Here is a 14,068-nt window from a genome sequence, read left to right on the forward strand (position 1 = left end):
ACGCACGGCGTGGAGCTGACTGTTGCCGCCGTCACCACAGCGAGGGCAGGCTGCCCACGAGCCGTTCGTACATGGCCAGCGCGGAGCCGTCAGTCAGTGAGGCCACCTGGTCGATGACCACCCGGAGCCGGGCGCCGTCGTCGGCCGCGTCCCGCCAGTCGGCCGCGAACATCGGTTCGAGGTGCCGGTCACCCGAGGCGTTCAAAGAGGTCACCAGGGCATGGAGGACTTCACGCTGCCGCTCGTAAATGGGCTGGCGGTGGTCGGTGGTCATCACGAACGTGGTGGCGAGGCCCTTCATCACGGCGATTTCCATGACTGTTTCGTCCGGCACCATGAGCTCGGCGTTGTAGCGGGTCAAGTGTTCCGGCCCGTAAACGGCGCGGGTGGTCTCCAGCGCGCTCTGGCAGAACCGTCCGATGAGCTGGCTGGTCATATCCTTCAGGGCCGCCATGGACTTGCGGCTGCCGTCGGCCTCACGGACCCAGACGTCCGTGGCCTCGAGCCTGGCGAGGGCGGCGTCGATCGCCGCGGGGTCGTTGTGCGGCAGGTACCACTGCTTGGCGTAGCCCACCACGCGGGCCCGGTGGTCCGGGTTGTCCATCCAGCGCAGCTGGAAGTGGCCGGCCACGATGGCGTCTTCGACGTCGTGCACCGAGTAGGAAATATCGTCCGCGAGGTCCATGACCTGGGCTTCCAGGCAAGACCGCCGCCCGGGCGCACCTTCCCGGATCCAGTTGAAGATGGGCAGGTCGTCCTCGTAGGCGCCGAACTTGCTGGTCCGCTGCCCATGGATCACGGGCGCGTCCAGGGCAGACCACGGGTACTTTGCCGCAGCGTCCAGGCTTGCCCGGGTCAGGTTCAAGCCTGCCGGCCTGCCCTGCAGGTCCAGGACCTTGGGCTCCAGCCGGGTCAGCAGCCGGAGGGTCTGGGCGTTGCCTTCGAAGCCGCCGATCGCGTGGGCCATCTCGTTAAGTGCTGACTCGCCGTTGTGGCCGAACGGCGGGTGTCCGAGGTCGTGGCTGAGGCACGCGGTGTCCACCACGTCGGGATCGCAGCCCAGCGCACGTCCCAGTTCACGGCCCACCTGCGCCACCTCGAGACTGTGGGTCAGGCGCGTGCGGACAAAGTCATCCGTGTCCGGCGCCACCACCTGGGTCTTTGCACCGAGCCGGCGCAGCGCCGAGGAGTGCAGCACCCGGGCACGGTCCCGCTCGAAGTCCGAACGGTAGGTGCTCTTGGGCGGTTCCTCCACCCAGCGGGCGGAATCGAAGGCTTCGTAGCCGGGCAGGAACTGCGGCGGCCGGCGGGCCTGGGTCATCGGGCTCCCGGCAATGTGGTTTTCAGCCACCTGGCTTTCACCCACCGGACACATCCAGTTCCGCGGCGGCAATGTCGCGGGTCTGGTCCGCGTCCATCTGCCGGCTCAGCAGCCAGTCCTTGGGCAGCGCCGGCTGTTTGGGCGAGCCGGCGCGGCCGCGCGGACCCTCGGCGTCGATGCCCGGGTACGGGGAATCCATGTCCAGCTCATCCAGAGTGGCGCGGAGCACTTCGAGGGTGGTCACCATGGCCAGCCGGGTGCGCAGTTCGCTGCCCACCACATAGCCTTTGAAATACCAGGCCATGTGCTTGCGGATTTCGCGCAGGGCCTTGTATTCGTCGTTGCCGAAGGTTTCGACCATGAGCTCGGCATGGCGGTAGACGCCTTCCGCCACCTGCCGCAGGCCGGGGCGGTGGCGCTGCTCGCTGCCTTCGAAGGCCGCCTGCAGGTCCCCGAAGAGCCAGGGGCGGCCCTGGCAGCCGCGGCCGACCACCACGCCGTCCACGCCTGTTTCGCGGACCATGCGCACCGCGTCCTCGGCGGACCAGATGTCGCCGTTGCCCAGGACGGGGATGTCCGGGAGGGCCTCGCGCAGGCGTGCGATGGCGGACCAGTCGGCCTGGCCGGAATAGAATTGCGCGGCGGTGCGGCCGTGGAGGGCGACGGCGGCCACTCCGGAATCGCGGGCGATGCGGCCGGCGTCGAGGTACGTCAGGTGGTCCTCGTCAATGCCCTTGCGCATCTTGATGGTCAGCGGGATGCCGCCCTTGGACGCTTCCCTGACCGCCGTCTGCACGATGGAGGTGAAGAGATCGATCTTCCACGGCAGGGCCGAGCCGCCGCCGCGCCGGGTGACCTTGGGGACCGGGCAGCCGAAGTTGAGGTCGATGTGGTCCGCACGGTCCTCGTCAACCAGCATGCGCACGGCCTGGCCCACGGTGGCGGGGTCCACGCCGTAGAGCTGGACGGAGCGGACCTTCTCGTCGTCGTCGTGGGAAATGATGCGCAGCGATTCCGGGGTGCGCTCCACGAGGGCGCGGGAGGTGACCATCTCCGCCACGTACAGTCCGCCGCCGTATTCACGGCAGAGCCTGCGGAAGGCAGAGTTGGTGATGCCGGCCATCGGGGCCAGGATCACGGGGGTGTCCACCGTGATCGGCCCGAGCTCCAGGGGCGGGAGTTCCAGCTTGGGGGCGGGAGGCGTTGCTACTACAGTCACCCGTCCATTGTCTCAAAGGCGGGCAAATCGGGCACAAGTGCTATTCTCCGGCCCTCAGCTGCTGGGCTTCGCGGCGGCCGCGCCGTGTCTCCGCGAGGGGTGCGGCGCCGGAGGCAACCGCCGTCGGACGTTCGCTGCCGGCCACGGCTGCTGCGGCCGCGAGCGCGCCGGTGTCGTCGACGTCGTCGGCCGTGATTGAGCCCTGGCCGCCGGTCCGGATGCCGGTGGCTTTGACCACGAGCACGGCGATCAGTGTGGTGACCGGAATCGCCAGGACGAGGCCGATCGATCCCACGAGCGTGCGGATGACTTCCTCGGACAGTTCGGCGCTGGTGAGCGCCTCCCCCAGCGGCCGGTCGTAGAGCATCACGATGATGAGCGTGGGCAGGGCTGCGCCGGCATAGGCGAAGGCAATCGTGTACACGGTGGAGGCGATGTGGTCCCGGCCGATCCGCATGGCTGAGGTGAACAGCTTGCGGGCGCTGGTGGCGGGGGCGAGTTCGTACAGCTCCCAGACCGCGGATGACTGCGTGATGGTGACGTCGTTGAGGACGCCCAGCCCGGAAATGATGAGTCCACACAGGATGATGCCTGAAATGGAGATGTTGCCCGAGATGTTCGCCAGGGTGGCGGCGTCGTGGCTTCCCACGCCCGCGAGGTTCGCGGCGTCTGTTGCCCAGGCTGCCAGTAATGCCGTGATGCCCAGGCCGAACATGGTGCCCAGCAGCGCGGTCGAGGTCCGCGCCGAGAAACCGTGCGCGAAGTACAGCACCCCGATCATGATCACCGTGGAGCCCACCACGGCCAGCAGCAGCGGCGGCTTTCCCTCCACAAGACCGGGAAGCATGAAGCTCACCAGCACAAAGTAGGCTCCGACGAGGCCAATCAGGGCACGCAACCCGCGCCAGCGTGCCACGGTCACGACCACCACGGCGTACAGAACGGCCAGCAGAATGATGGGCATGGTCCGGACGAAGTCCACGAAGATGTAGGCCGGGGACCCCTGGGCGGCCGGTGCGTCGCCGGCCGCGGCGCCCTGCGCGTTGCTGAGGTTCAGGTAGCGGATGTTGTCCCCCACGTCCACGCCGTGCGATTTGGCGACGTCCGGGTTGATCACCACTTTGACGGGGCTGCCGCCCTTGTCCGGCTCGGTGAAGGCGAAGGTGCACTGGGATCCGCCCCCGGACTGGCCGCCCTGCTGCGGGTTTTGGCTTGTCCCGCCCGTGCAGTCTTCAATGACGACGCGCTGGATCCGGCCGGTATCAAAGGTGACGCCGGGTGCCGCCGTGTACGGGCTCGCCAGCGTCAGGCCTTCCTTGCTGCCGGACGGCCAGAGCGCCGCCATGGCCGCCAGTGTCAGCAGGGTCAGGGGAATCAGGACGGCGGCCAGAATCCGGTTTGCCTTCCTGCGGGCGGCAATCGCCTGGACCGTCGGCTCCGAATGACCCGTATGACCGTGGGAGTGACCGGAACCCATCAGCAGTTAGACCTCATGCTTGAACTCTACGGCGGTCGCCATAGGGTTGATAAATGGACGCCAGAAAGTCGGAGGATGCCGGAGTGAGCCACCGCAGCACTGCCAATCCCGAGGGGGCGCCGTCGCAAGACGCCACGCCACCGCAAACTGAGTCGCCGCAAGCTCAGCCGCCGGCTGACGCACGACGGGAGGCACCGCCGTCGGAAGCTGTGCTGACCGTCCTGAATCCGGCCGGCGTCACCCGCGGGGTGGCGCTGGTCCTCCACGGCGGCCGTTCGCATTCGTTCGAACCTGTCCAGGCCCGGCACCTGAGCCCCGCGAGGATGGTGCCGTTCGCGCGGCACCTGCACCGGGCGGGCAGCAAACATGGCCTTGCGGTGTGGATACTGCGGAACAGCGTGCGCGGCTGGAATGGCGAGGACATGTCGCCGTTGAAGGATGCCCGCTGGGCCATGGCCAAGATCCGCGACCAGCACCCGGGCGTGCCGGTCTACCTGCTGGGGCACTCCATGGGTGGCCTGACCGCCATTTGCGCGGCCGACGAGGAACAGGTGGATGCCGTGGTGGCACTCGCCCCCTGGCTCAACGACGCAACCCCTGCGACTCCGGTGGCCGGGCGGAAGGTGCTCATCGTCCACGGCGATCGGGACCGCTGGACGAGCCCGACGGCGTCCCTGCGGTTTGCGCGGCGGGCGGCACCGGACGCCGAGGTTCTCCGGTACGTCTCGCTCAGGCGCGCCGGGCACTTCATGTTCCGGCGCGTGCGCCTCTGGCACACCCTGGCCACCGGCTTCCTGATGACGGCCTTCATCGAGAAAACCGGCACCCCCGCCGGCCGCCCGCCGGCCCCTGCAGCGGCGCTGGAGCGGCTGCTCCCGCCGTCCGCCCAAGCTATTCCGGAAGTGCTGTGACCCCGTTCCCGCTTGACAGCTTGCTGGCCAGCCTGCCGTGGACTGCGCTCGCCGTCGTGCTGGTACTGGCCGTGACGTTCGCCGTGGCCACTGCCCAGCGCAGGCACTCCGTCATGGATGTGGCGTGGGGTCCGGGCTTCGTGGCCGTGGCGGCGGTCTCCTTCGTGCTGTCGGCCGGAGTGGGTGACAGCGGACGTCGCCTGCTGCTGCTCGCCCTGACCGCGGTCTGGGGGCTCCGGCTCGGCGTGCATATCGGCTTGCGGGCCCGCGGCGGTCATGAAGATCCCCGCTATGCTGCGATGCTCGACGACGCGGCAGGCTCCCGGAATGCCTATGCCCTCCGCCGCGTCTACCTCCCGCAGGGCCTGGTGATGTTCTTCGTCTCATTGACCGTCCAGGTGGGCATGTTCGCTGCCGGTGCCCTGGGGTGGCTGTCCCTGGCCGGCGCCCTGCTCTGGGTCACCGGGTTCGGCTTCGAGACCGTGGGCGACTGGCAGCTGGCGCAGTTCAAGAAGGATCCGTCCCGCAGGGGGACCGTCCTGGACACCGGGCTGTGGCGGTATACCAGGCATCCGAACTACTTCGGCGACGCCGCCGTCTGGGCGGGCCTCTTCCTGGTCGCGGCGGATTCCTGGCCCGGGGTCCTCACGGTCCTCTCCCCTGCGCTCATGATCTGGATGCTGGCCGGCAAGACCGGGAAGCCGCTCACGGAGAAATCCATGTCCGGGCGCCCCGGTTACCGGGAGTATGTGAAGTCGACAAGCGGCTTCATCCCGTGGCCCCCTCACCAGACGCGCAACAGGACACAGCCGTGACGTGGACACCCAAACCGAACGACCGCTTCTACCGGCTGTTCGTCCGCACGGGTCTCTTCCTGCGGTGGCTGTTCCGGGTCCGGGTCATGGTCACGGGCGGGGAGAACCTGCCCGCCCCTGATCCACGGAACGGGGCATCACGCCTGGTACAGCCCGGCCGCGGGGCAGTCATTGCCGTCACGCACTTTGGCTACGTGGACTTTGCCGCGGCCGAACTGGTGGTCTGGAAGCACGCCCGCGCTCAGCTCCGCTTCCTCATCCACCAGGGCGCGGCGGACCACTGGCTCGCCGGTCCGGCCATCAGCGCCACCGGGCACGTGGTGGTGGGCTACGGCGCCGGTTCGGCTGCCTACGATGCCGCCGTGGCCCGACTCCGTGCCGGGGAATACCTCGCCGTGTTTCCGGAGGCCGGAGTCAGACGCAGCTTCAAGGTGCGCGAGTGCAAGACCGGTGCTGTGCGGATGGCAGCCGAGGCCAGCGTACCGGTGATCCCCGTGTCCATCTGGGGCGCGCACCGGCTGCTGACGCGCGGCCACGGATTCTCGGCACGACGAGCCTGGCGCGCACCGGTCCGCATCCACATTGGCCTGCCGGTGAACCTTGCGGCGGACATCGATGCCGAGGCCGAAACCGCGAAGCTCCGGGAAACGCTGCAGAACGGGATCGACACGTGCATCGACAGCTTCCCGGTCGTCCCGAGACCGGGCGACTGGTGGATGCCCGCCGACCTCGGCGGCGGCGCCCCCTCCGAGACTGAACGCCAAATGATGGACGCCCAGGACCTGGCCAGGGGCCGCCGCCGTGGTCCGGACTAGTCGGAGACGACGAACGTCTCGGAACCCTGGCGGCGGGCCCTGCCGGCTTCCATCAGGGGTTCGACGACGGCGCGGAGCGCTGTCATCGAATCGTCCAGTTCCATGAGGACCGGGTGCTGGTACGCAATGAGCGCCAGCAGGTCACGGACCGCGGCCTGCGCCTGATCTGCGTCCATCTCCGGCTCGTGGCCGAGGAACACGTCGGAGGGATGCTCCGACTCTCCCTGTTCGGGGCTGAGCTGGGCGTAACTGACGGCGAAGGCCTGCAGCCTGCCTTTCTTCGACGGCGGCACACCCTGGCCGAAGGCGCTGGCCTTCGGTGCGCGCAGTACGATCGCCCCGTGGGCGCCGCTGAGCTCATCGAGGAACAGCCGCTGGACCGTGGGGATGCTCAGCTGGCCTGGGCTGTCCCAGTCATGGACGGACGTGTAGTACCGGCCCACAACGTCGGACAGCTCCACCGAGCCCGTAGCCAGGTCCTCCACCCGGTCCGCTGCGGCTTCCTCCGAGCCGTCCCCGAACACCGGAAGCTTCAGGGCCGCCGGCTCCACCACCACGAGCTGCGAACGCTGGATCTGAGCGAGCCCCGCCGCCTCGGCGAACGCTGCGCCGGGTGTCCCCGGCTCCACCTTGCACCGCAGCCGGGTAACCCCCGACGGCGATGCTTCGGTTTCGCGGCGCAGCATCATGAGCAGCGTGGCACCAATGCCGGAGCGGCGGTGGTCCCGAGCCACCTCAATGTAGGCCCACAGGCGTTCCGGATGCAGTGTCGCCTCGTGGACCACCCCGGCCGCAACCGGGATACCGACGCCGTCAACGACGTCCTCGGCCACGATGCAGCGCCGCCAGGGTGCGTTGCTTGACGGCGCCAGCGTCCCCCGGAACTGTCCGGCCTGGACGGTTTCCGGATCGCCCCAGATTTGCAGGAGCACGAGGTCGTCGCCCTCGCGCCATTCGCGGTATTGGATTGCCACGGTTAAGCGCCGATCAGCCGTGCGGCCAGGTAGCCCTCCACCTTGTCCAGGGAGACGCGCTCCTGGCTCATGGTGTCGCGCTCACGGATGGTGACAGCCTGGTCATCCAGCGTGTCGAAGTCCACGGTGATGCAGAACGGGGTTCCGATCTCGTCCTGGCGGCGGTAGCGGCGGCCGATCGCACCGGCATCGTCGAAGTCGATGTTCCAGTTCTTGCGGAGTTGGGTGCCGAGGTCCTTGGCTTTCGGGGACAGGTCTTCGTTGCGGCTCAGCGGAAGGACGGCGGCCTTGACCGGTGCCAGGCGCGGGTCAAGCTTCAGCACGGTGCGCACATCCACGCCGCCCTTGGCGTTGGGGGCCTCGTCCTCCGTGTAGGCGTCCACCAGGAAGGCCATAAAGGAACGGGTCAGGCCGGCGGCCGGCTCGATGACGTATGGGGTGTAGCGCTCGTTCGTGGCCTGGTTAAAGTAGCTCAGGTCGGTGCCGGAGGCCTTGGCATGGGTGGACAGGTCGAAGTCCGTGCGGTTGGCGATGCCCTCGAGCTCCCCCCATTCGGAGCCCTGGAAGCCGAAGCGGTATTCGATGTCCGTGGTGCCCTTGGAGTAGTGGCTGAGCTTGTCCTGCGGGTGCACGAAGAAGCGGAGGTTCTCTTCGCGGATGCCCAGGCCGGTGTACCAGGCCATGCGTTCCTTCATCCAGTACTCGTGCCATTCCTCGTCGGTCCCGGGCTCGACGAAGAATTCCATTTCCATCTGTTCGAACTCGCGGGTGCGGAAGATGAAGTTTCCTGGCGTGATCTCGTTGCGGAAGGACTTGCCGATCTGGCCGATGCCGAACGGCGGCTTCTTCCGGGACGTGGTGAGCACGTTGTTGAAGTTCACGAAGATGCCCTGGGCGGTCTCCGGGCGCAGGTAATGCAGGCCCTCCTCACTGGCAACGGGGCCCAGGAAGGTCTTCAGGAGGCCGGAAAATTCCTGCGGTTCGGTCCATTCGCCGCGGGTGCCGCAGTTGGCACAGGCGATGTCCTTGAGGCCGTTTTCGGCTGGGCGGCCCTTCTTTTCCTCGTATTCTTCCTCGAGGTGGTCCGCGCGGTAGCGCTTGTGGCACGAAAGGCATTCCACCAGCGGGTCGGAAAAGACATCGACGTGGCCGGAAGCTTCCCATACTTGGCGGGGCAGGATCACCGAGGAGTCAAGGCCGACAACGTCTTCGCGGCCGCGTACCACGGACTGCCACCACTGGCGTTTGATGTTCTCCTTCAGCTCTGCACCGAGGGGGCCGTAGTCCCAGGCGGAACGGGAGCCTCCGTAGATCTCGCCGGCCTGGAAAACGAAGCCTCTCCGCTTGGAAAGGGAAATGACCTGGTCGAGGACGGATTTTGCTGCCATGGGAACTCCAATTTCTACAGGGCCGCTGGGTGCGGTCCGCGGTGTCTTGCCCCGGAACTCCGGCTGGTTGCCGGGCGGGGGTATGCGAAGGGGAAAACGGTGCAGGAAGCTGCGTGTCCTAGCCTACCGGGCGCTACCTCCGGAACGCTCCCCGCGGCCACGGAAGCGTGGCGACGACGATGGCTCCGAGGGTCAGCAGGGTGCCGAGCACCGTGGGAACCTCCACCACTGTGCCGGGCGACGGAACCAGGAGATCCAGCCCCAACGAGCCCAGGAGTTGGCCCGCGATCATGCCGAGCCCTGTCACCAGCACACCGAGGCTGCGCACCAGAAGGGCTCCGATGCCGATGAACACGCAGCCCATCGGGCCGCCGAGGTAGTACCACCACTCGGCCGGCAGCGGGTTGCCAGCACCGGCGACGGCCACTTTGATCAGCCAGGCGACCCACAACACGGTGGTGCCGGCCACGAAATTCACCAGGGTGGCGGCGATCGGGGTGCCGTAGTGCATGGTGGCGGTGCCGTTCATCGCCTGTTGGAAGCTCATGAGGAACCCGGCCAGGACGGGAAGAATCACCGGCAGGATGAGCTGGGCGGGGTCTCCGCCGGAGGTTCCGCCGGAGGGGGCGCCTGCCCCGAAGCGGGGCGACACTGCCCAGGCCACTGCAGCGATGGTGAGGATGCAGCCGATCACGCGGATGCCCGTCACCGCTTTCTTGCCGCCGGGACCAATTCCGAGCCTGTCCACGAGCAGCCCGCTGAGCGTCTGGCCCGTGACGGTGGACACGGTGAACAGGGCGACCCCGAGCAGCCCGATCGTGAAGGACTGGGCGAAGACGAAGAACGCGCCGATGCCGCCGGCGAGGACGTAGTACGGCGGGAAGTGCCGCTCCCGCACGGCGGGCAGGATCCGGGCAAGGCCGGCCCGCCCCCGGGGCAGGACCAGCGAGACGAGGATCATCAGCACCAGTCCGGTGCTGAAACTGACCACGGCGGCGGCGATTCCGTCTCCGAGGCGGGCGCCGAGGGCACCGTTGATCCGCCCTTGGACGGGGATGGCGAGGCCGGCGGCCACGGCCATCGGAAGGCCTGCGGCAAGGGGCAGCCGCGGTGCGTGGGTCATTGGGTTCACCTTAATTCGGGCATTATTGCTTGTATGAGCAACCAGGAAATCGAAGACATCCCCATCCGCGACGACATGATCCGGCTCGGTCAGCTCCTGAAACTCGCGAACCTCGTGGAGGACGGCGTCGAGGCCACTGAGCTGATCAAGAACGGCCTGGTCAAGGTCAACGGCGAAATCGACGACAGGCGCGGCCGGCAGCTCCATCACGGTGACACTGTCACGGTCAACAACCGCACCGTCCGGATCAGCGCGGCCGGCGCATAATCCCGGGGACGCCAGAACTTTAGCCGCGAACGGCTACTTGCTCAGGACCTCGTGCGTGAGGAACTCTGACACGTGGCCGATTTCCTGGGCGTTGATCCCGTGCCACATTCCGGTGTACAGGACCTTGGTCAGCTTCACATGGCTGCGGACCCAGCCCATCGTGTACTCGATCTTGTCCGGCGTGATGACGGGATCCTGCTGGTCCCGGCCCCAGAACAGGGGCACAGTGCCGTCCAGCTCGGCGTCCCGGAACTCTCCGTCGGCGCCCGCATCCACAACAAAACCTGAGAGCCCGACGACGGCGGCAAAGTCGGCGGGGCGCTGCCGAAGCAGGGTGGTGGCCATGGCCATTCCCATGGAGAACCCGAGGAGCGTGACGGACGGATGGTTGGCCTTGACGGCGTCGATCCAGTCAAGAATATAGCCGGAGGCAGCCTTGACCGCATCGACGGAGTATTCGATCGAGCCGGTCAAAGGGAACCAGGAAAAGCCGGGGCCCATGGCAATGGGGGCGCGGACGGACGCCACTGCGAAGTCGTCCGGGAGCATGTCCGCCAGGCTGAGGAGATCCTGTTCGTTTGCTCCGTAGCCGTGCAGCAGGACCAGCAGGGGCTTGCCGGTCCGGGCTTCCTCCGGCTTGGACCACAAAACGACGGGGGCAGGAAATGAGTCGGCTAAAGTCATGGGTCCATTCTTACAGTTACCTGTCGGTGGCTACCTACGGTGGCGCAGGTAGCCAGGGACAGGGCAGGATGTGAAGGTGAGCGGAACGGAATCGATGCAGAGTCCCCAAGGCCCGTCAGGCCGCCACCCATGGAGCCGATACGTCGCAATGGGCGACTCGTTTACGGAGGGAATCGGCGACCCCGAACCGAGCAGCCCGGGCGGCTACCGCGGCTGGGCCGACCGCGTGGCGGAGGAACTGGGACGCGGCCATGACGACTTCGCCTACGCCAACCTGGCCGTGCGCGGCCGGCTGCTTCAGCAGATCATCGACCAGCAGCTTGCCCCGTGCGTGGCCCTGAAACCTGACCTCGTGACCCTTTCAGGAGGAGGAAACGATCTCATCCGCCCCGGCGGGGACCCTGACGCCCTGGCCGAAAAGCTCGACCCAGTGGTGCAGATCCTGGGGATGAGCGGTGCAACGGTGGTCCTCTTCAACGGCCCGGATACCGGGTCCTCGGTGCTGGGCCGGGTACGCAGCAAGGTGGCCATCTACAACGAGAATCTCCGGACCATCGCCGCCCGGCATGATGCCATCATCGCCGACATGTGGTCGCTCAGGCAGCTGAAGGATCCGCAGATGTGGAACGAGGACCGCCTGCACTTCTCCCCGCTGGGCCACCACACGATTGCTGCCATGGTGCTCGATGCGCTGAACGTACAGCACAGCCTGGAACCCCTGTCGCCCAAACCGCTGCCGCCGCGCAGCTGGCGCGAAGCCCGCACCGGGGACCTGGTCTGGGCGCGGGAGTACTTCGTGCCGTGGGTGGTCCGCCGGTTGCGGCACCGCTCCTCCGGTGACGGCATCACCCCCAAACGCCCGACGCCGGGACCCGTCTTCGGCCCAGGTGTCCCGCTGGGCTCCGGCGAAGGTCCGCTCGGGTCCGAAGATGCTGTGCGCCGGTAGCCGCCGCGACGCCGCGTACGGTCACGCGGCATGACGACGGGCACCGCACGAAGCGACCCCGGACTTAGCCGGGACGACGTCGTCCGGATCAGGCTGGAAAGCCAACAGCTCCGCGCCCCGTTGGCGGCCTCGTCTGAGGACGCCCTGAAAAACCTGCTGGCCGTTCAGGCGCAGGAGTTTTCGTATGCCCGCTGGTCGCTTGCCCAGCGGACGCCCGGCGCTACGGCGGACGACGTGGAGCGGGCCGTCGCTGACGGGCGGATCCTGCGGACGCATATCCTCCGGCCCACGTGGCACTTTGTGCACCGCGATGATCTGCCCTGGCTCCGGGCCCTGTCCGCACCGCGCCTGCACCAGGCCAACGGCGGCATGTACCGACGGACCGGGATTGATGCGGCCACGGCCGGAAGAAGCGGCGAGGTACTTGCGGCGGCGGTCGCAGGCGCCCGGCACCGCACACGGGAGCAGCTGGGGGCGGAACTGCAGCGCGCGGGATTCCCCGCGAAGGGACTCGTCCTGGCGTACCTCATCATGCACGCCGAGATCAGCGGCGTGCTCGTGAGCGGCACGCCCGTGCGGAGTGCCGGTGGCGCGCTCCGGCAGACGTATGCAGCATTCGACGAACGTGTCACAGCGGCGGCGTCCAATCAGGCGACGGCGCCAAGGGAACAGTCCCTCGCTGCCCTGGCAATGCGGTACTTCCGGAGCCGCGGACCCGCCACAGTCAAGGACTGCGCAGATTGGTCCGGGCTGACGATGGCGGACGTGCGGCAGGGGCTGTCGCTTGTCCTGGCGGACGATCCGACGGCTTTGGAGACCGCGGTGATTGACGGCGTCGTATTTTATCGCGGCCCGGAAGATTTCCCCCGCGGCGATGCCGGCGCCGGTAACGGCGTTGTCAACCATTCCCCGCGCATCGACTCCCCCCGCATCGACCTGATCCAGTGCTATGACGAATACGTCATGGGGTACTCGGCCTCCCGCGGATACCTCGGCGGGGTCGCCCCGGCCCTTCCGGTGGATGACACTCCCATGCATGTGGTTCTGCTGGACGGCGCGATGGCTGGCTCGTGGCGGCACACCTTTGTACGGCCCGCTACGCCCGACCAGCGTTGCGAACTCGACGTCCGGATGGCCGTTTCCAGCGGCGCTTCGGCCGGAGGTGCATCGGAGGCGGCCACGCACGGCCAGGGAACAGCGGCGGCGGTGGCCCAGGCCGTGGAAAGGTATAGCGGGTTCCTCGGAATGCCGACGACCCGCATCTGAGCGGACGGCACGGGGCTTGCACGGACAGCACTGCGTAGCGTCTCGAACCCTGGCAGCGTCTCGTGACCCGGCGGCCTCCGCTCCTTGTCCGGCTCACTCCTTGATCCGGGGACTAAGCTGGATTGACACTCATGAGAGGCCCAGCACCGTGAACAACATGTTTTTCTGGATCATTGTTTTGTCGTTCCTCATCCCCATGGGAATGCGCATGTACCGGAGGTCCGTCCAGAGGCGGAACCAAGGCCAGAATTTCTCCGGACAGTATCCGGACCAGTTCCCGGGTTCCTACCAGGGCCGGCCGAGCAACCAGCCGCGGGACGGCTACACCCAGCAGGACTACCTCAGCGGCGGCTTTGGCCTTCCCCCGGGCGGAGGCCAGCAGCAGCTTCCTCCGCTGGACCAGCCATACCCGGGGCAGCCGTACCCGAGCCCGCAGTACCCGAACTCCCAGTACCCCGACGCTGGCCCGAGTCAGCCTGGATCCATGGGCCCGGGGTACCAGGGTCAGGGTTATCAGGGACAGGTCCCCTACGAGGACAGCCCGGGATTCAATGCCAGCCCTCCCCGGCCGCACCACCCGCAGCCACAGCATGGAGCTGCCCCCTCGACGCCCCCGCCGCCGTCGGCCCCGCAGGGTTTCCGCGCGCGCAAACTGGCCGAACTCGATCAGCAGTACAGCAACGGAGAAATCTCCATGGAGGAGTACATGACCCGGCGCAACGACATCATGAACGGTTAGGCCCAGGCAACTGGCGGCCGGCTTCATCCGAAATTATCCGGCGACGCCGCCGCCTTCGGCCATGAGGGTTGCCGACGAGTGATGAGGTAATTCGTGGACGCCCCCATGGTGGGGGCGTCTTTA

Annotated in this window: 14 protein-coding genes; 7 read left to right on the forward strand and 7 right to left on the reverse strand. The window is 67.5% G+C overall.

Features of this window, described 5'->3' with window-relative positions; genetic code table 11:
* Positions 1–31: 31 nt before the first annotated feature.
* From AC1DDG_RS03015 to AC1DDG_RS03025, 3 genes are read right to left on the reverse strand one after another with little or no spacing between them, the layout of a single operon-like run.
* Positions 32–1,321 carry a deoxyguanosinetriphosphate triphosphohydrolase gene (locus AC1DDG_RS03015; RefSeq protein ID WP_476875017.1) on the reverse strand — a complete coding sequence of 430 codons (1,290 nt, stop codon included), beginning with the start codon at positions 1,319–1,321 and terminating at the stop codon, positions 32–34.
* 37 nt (positions 1,322–1,358) lie between these two features.
* Positions 1,359–2,540 carry a tRNA dihydrouridine synthase DusB gene (gene dusB / locus AC1DDG_RS03020; RefSeq protein ID WP_476874896.1) on the reverse strand — a complete coding sequence of 394 codons (1,182 nt, stop codon included), beginning with the start codon at positions 2,538–2,540 and terminating at the stop codon, positions 1,359–1,361.
* Positions 2,541–2,580: 40 nt separating this feature from the next.
* A complete protein-coding gene (locus AC1DDG_RS03025; protein WP_476874897.1) occupies positions 2,581–4,017 on the reverse strand; it encodes a YibE/F family protein in 1,437 nt (478 codons plus the stop codon).
* A gap of 53 nt (positions 4,018–4,070) precedes the next feature.
* Between AC1DDG_RS03025 and AC1DDG_RS03030 the strand changes: the two genes are divergently transcribed.
* The 3 genes from AC1DDG_RS03030 to AC1DDG_RS03040 are packed head-to-tail and all read left to right on the forward strand — an operon-like array spanning position 4,071 to position 6,558.
* Positions 4,071–4,928 (forward strand): alpha/beta hydrolase, encoded by an 858-nt coding sequence (locus tag AC1DDG_RS03030; protein WP_476874898.1) that lies wholly within the window; start codon positions 4,071–4,073, stop codon positions 4,926–4,928.
* On the forward strand, positions 4,925–5,743 hold the full coding sequence (locus AC1DDG_RS03035) for a DUF1295 domain-containing protein (protein WP_476874899.1): 819 nt from the start codon (positions 4,925–4,927) through the stop codon (positions 5,741–5,743). Before AC1DDG_RS03030 ends, AC1DDG_RS03035 begins: the two co-directional genes overlap by 4 nt.
* Complete coding sequence (locus AC1DDG_RS03040) at positions 5,740–6,558, forward strand: lysophospholipid acyltransferase family protein (RefSeq protein WP_476874900.1); 819 nt, start codon at positions 5,740–5,742, stop codon at positions 6,556–6,558. The genes AC1DDG_RS03035 and AC1DDG_RS03040 overlap by 4 nt, the downstream gene beginning before the upstream one ends.
* Here AC1DDG_RS03040 and AC1DDG_RS03045 read toward each other — a convergent pair.
* The 3 genes from AC1DDG_RS03045 to AC1DDG_RS03055 all read right to left on the reverse strand — a co-directional run bounded on the left by AC1DDG_RS03045 (position 6,555) and on the right by AC1DDG_RS03055 (position 10,043).
* Positions 6,555–7,532 (reverse strand): GNAT family N-acetyltransferase, encoded by a 978-nt coding sequence (locus AC1DDG_RS03045; RefSeq protein WP_476874901.1) that lies wholly within the window; start codon positions 7,530–7,532, stop codon positions 6,555–6,557. The genes AC1DDG_RS03040 and AC1DDG_RS03045 overlap by 4 nt on opposite strands.
* 2 nt (positions 7,533–7,534) lie before the next feature.
* Positions 7,535–8,920 carry a glycine--tRNA ligase gene (locus AC1DDG_RS03050; RefSeq protein ID WP_230119006.1) on the reverse strand — a complete coding sequence of 462 codons (1,386 nt, stop codon included), beginning with the start codon at positions 8,918–8,920 and terminating at the stop codon, positions 7,535–7,537.
* Positions 8,921–9,053: 133 nt separating this feature from the next.
* On the reverse strand, positions 9,054–10,043 hold the full coding sequence (locus AC1DDG_RS03055) for a DMT family transporter (RefSeq protein ID WP_476874902.1): 990 nt from the start codon (positions 10,041–10,043) through the stop codon (positions 9,054–9,056).
* A gap of 33 nt (positions 10,044–10,076) precedes the next feature.
* Between AC1DDG_RS03055 and AC1DDG_RS03060 the strand changes: the two genes are divergently transcribed.
* A complete protein-coding gene (locus tag AC1DDG_RS03060) occupies positions 10,077–10,310 on the forward strand; it encodes an RNA-binding S4 domain-containing protein (RefSeq protein ID WP_230119004.1) in 234 nt (77 codons plus the stop codon).
* A gap of 33 nt (positions 10,311–10,343) precedes the next feature.
* On the opposite strand, the gene AC1DDG_RS03065 is transcribed toward AC1DDG_RS03060, so the two are convergent.
* Positions 10,344–10,994 (reverse strand): alpha/beta hydrolase, encoded by a 651-nt coding sequence (locus AC1DDG_RS03065; protein ID WP_476874903.1) that lies wholly within the window; start codon positions 10,992–10,994, stop codon positions 10,344–10,346.
* Between the two features lie 94 nt (positions 10,995–11,088).
* Here AC1DDG_RS03065 and AC1DDG_RS03070 point away from each other — a divergent pair, with 94 nt between their 5' ends.
* The 3 genes from AC1DDG_RS03070 (at position 11,089) to AC1DDG_RS03080 (ending at position 13,945) form a co-directional block, all read left to right on the forward strand.
* Positions 11,089–11,940 (forward strand): SGNH/GDSL hydrolase family protein, encoded by an 852-nt coding sequence (locus tag AC1DDG_RS03070; RefSeq protein WP_230119044.1) that lies wholly within the window; start codon positions 11,089–11,091, stop codon positions 11,938–11,940.
* 30 nt (positions 11,941–11,970) lie between these two features.
* Positions 11,971–13,206, forward strand: coding sequence for a winged helix DNA-binding domain-containing protein (locus AC1DDG_RS03075; protein WP_476874904.1), 1,236 nt, complete (start codon positions 11,971–11,973; stop codon positions 13,204–13,206).
* Positions 13,207–13,363: 157 nt separating this feature from the next.
* The gene (locus AC1DDG_RS03080) at positions 13,364–13,945 is read left to right on the forward strand and encodes a hypothetical protein (RefSeq protein WP_476875018.1); all 582 of its coding nucleotides are present in this window, start codon (positions 13,364–13,366) and stop codon (positions 13,943–13,945) included.
* The last annotated feature ends 123 nt before the right edge of the window (positions 13,946–14,068 follow it).

The sequence above is a fragment of the Arthrobacter sp. 10L430 genome, from assembly GCF_056395245.1.

Excerpts from the sequence above, each read along its gene's own strand:
- AC1DDG_RS03055 (WP_476874902.1), bottom strand. The coding sequence starts at position 10,043 with ATGACCCACGCACCGCGGCTGCCCCTTGCCGCAGGCCTTCCGATGGCC.
- AC1DDG_RS03070 (WP_230119044.1), top strand. The coding sequence starts at position 11,089 with ATGCAGAGTCCCCAAGGCCCGTCAGGCCGCCACCCATGGAGCCGATAC.
- AC1DDG_RS03015 (WP_476875017.1), bottom strand. The coding sequence starts at position 1,321 with ATGACCCAGGCCCGCCGGCCGCCGCAGTTCCTGCCCGGCTACGAAGCC.
- AC1DDG_RS03050 (WP_230119006.1), bottom strand. The coding sequence starts at position 8,920 with ATGGCAGCAAAATCCGTCCTCGACCAGGTCATTTCCCTTTCCAAGCGG.
- AC1DDG_RS03080 (WP_476875018.1), top strand. The coding sequence starts at position 13,364 with ATGTTTTTCTGGATCATTGTTTTGTCGTTCCTCATCCCCATGGGAATG.
- AC1DDG_RS03025 (WP_476874897.1), bottom strand. The coding sequence starts at position 4,017 with ATGGGTTCCGGTCACTCCCACGGTCATACGGGTCATTCGGAGCCGACG.
- AC1DDG_RS03075 (WP_476874904.1), top strand. The coding sequence starts at position 11,971 with ATGACGACGGGCACCGCACGAAGCGACCCCGGACTTAGCCGGGACGAC.
- AC1DDG_RS03030 (WP_476874898.1), top strand. The coding sequence starts at position 4,071 with ATGGACGCCAGAAAGTCGGAGGATGCCGGAGTGAGCCACCGCAGCACT.
- AC1DDG_RS03060 (WP_230119004.1), top strand. The coding sequence starts at position 10,077 with ATGAGCAACCAGGAAATCGAAGACATCCCCATCCGCGACGACATGATC.
- AC1DDG_RS03065 (WP_476874903.1), bottom strand. The coding sequence starts at position 10,994 with ATGACTTTAGCCGACTCATTTCCTGCCCCCGTCGTTTTGTGGTCCAAG.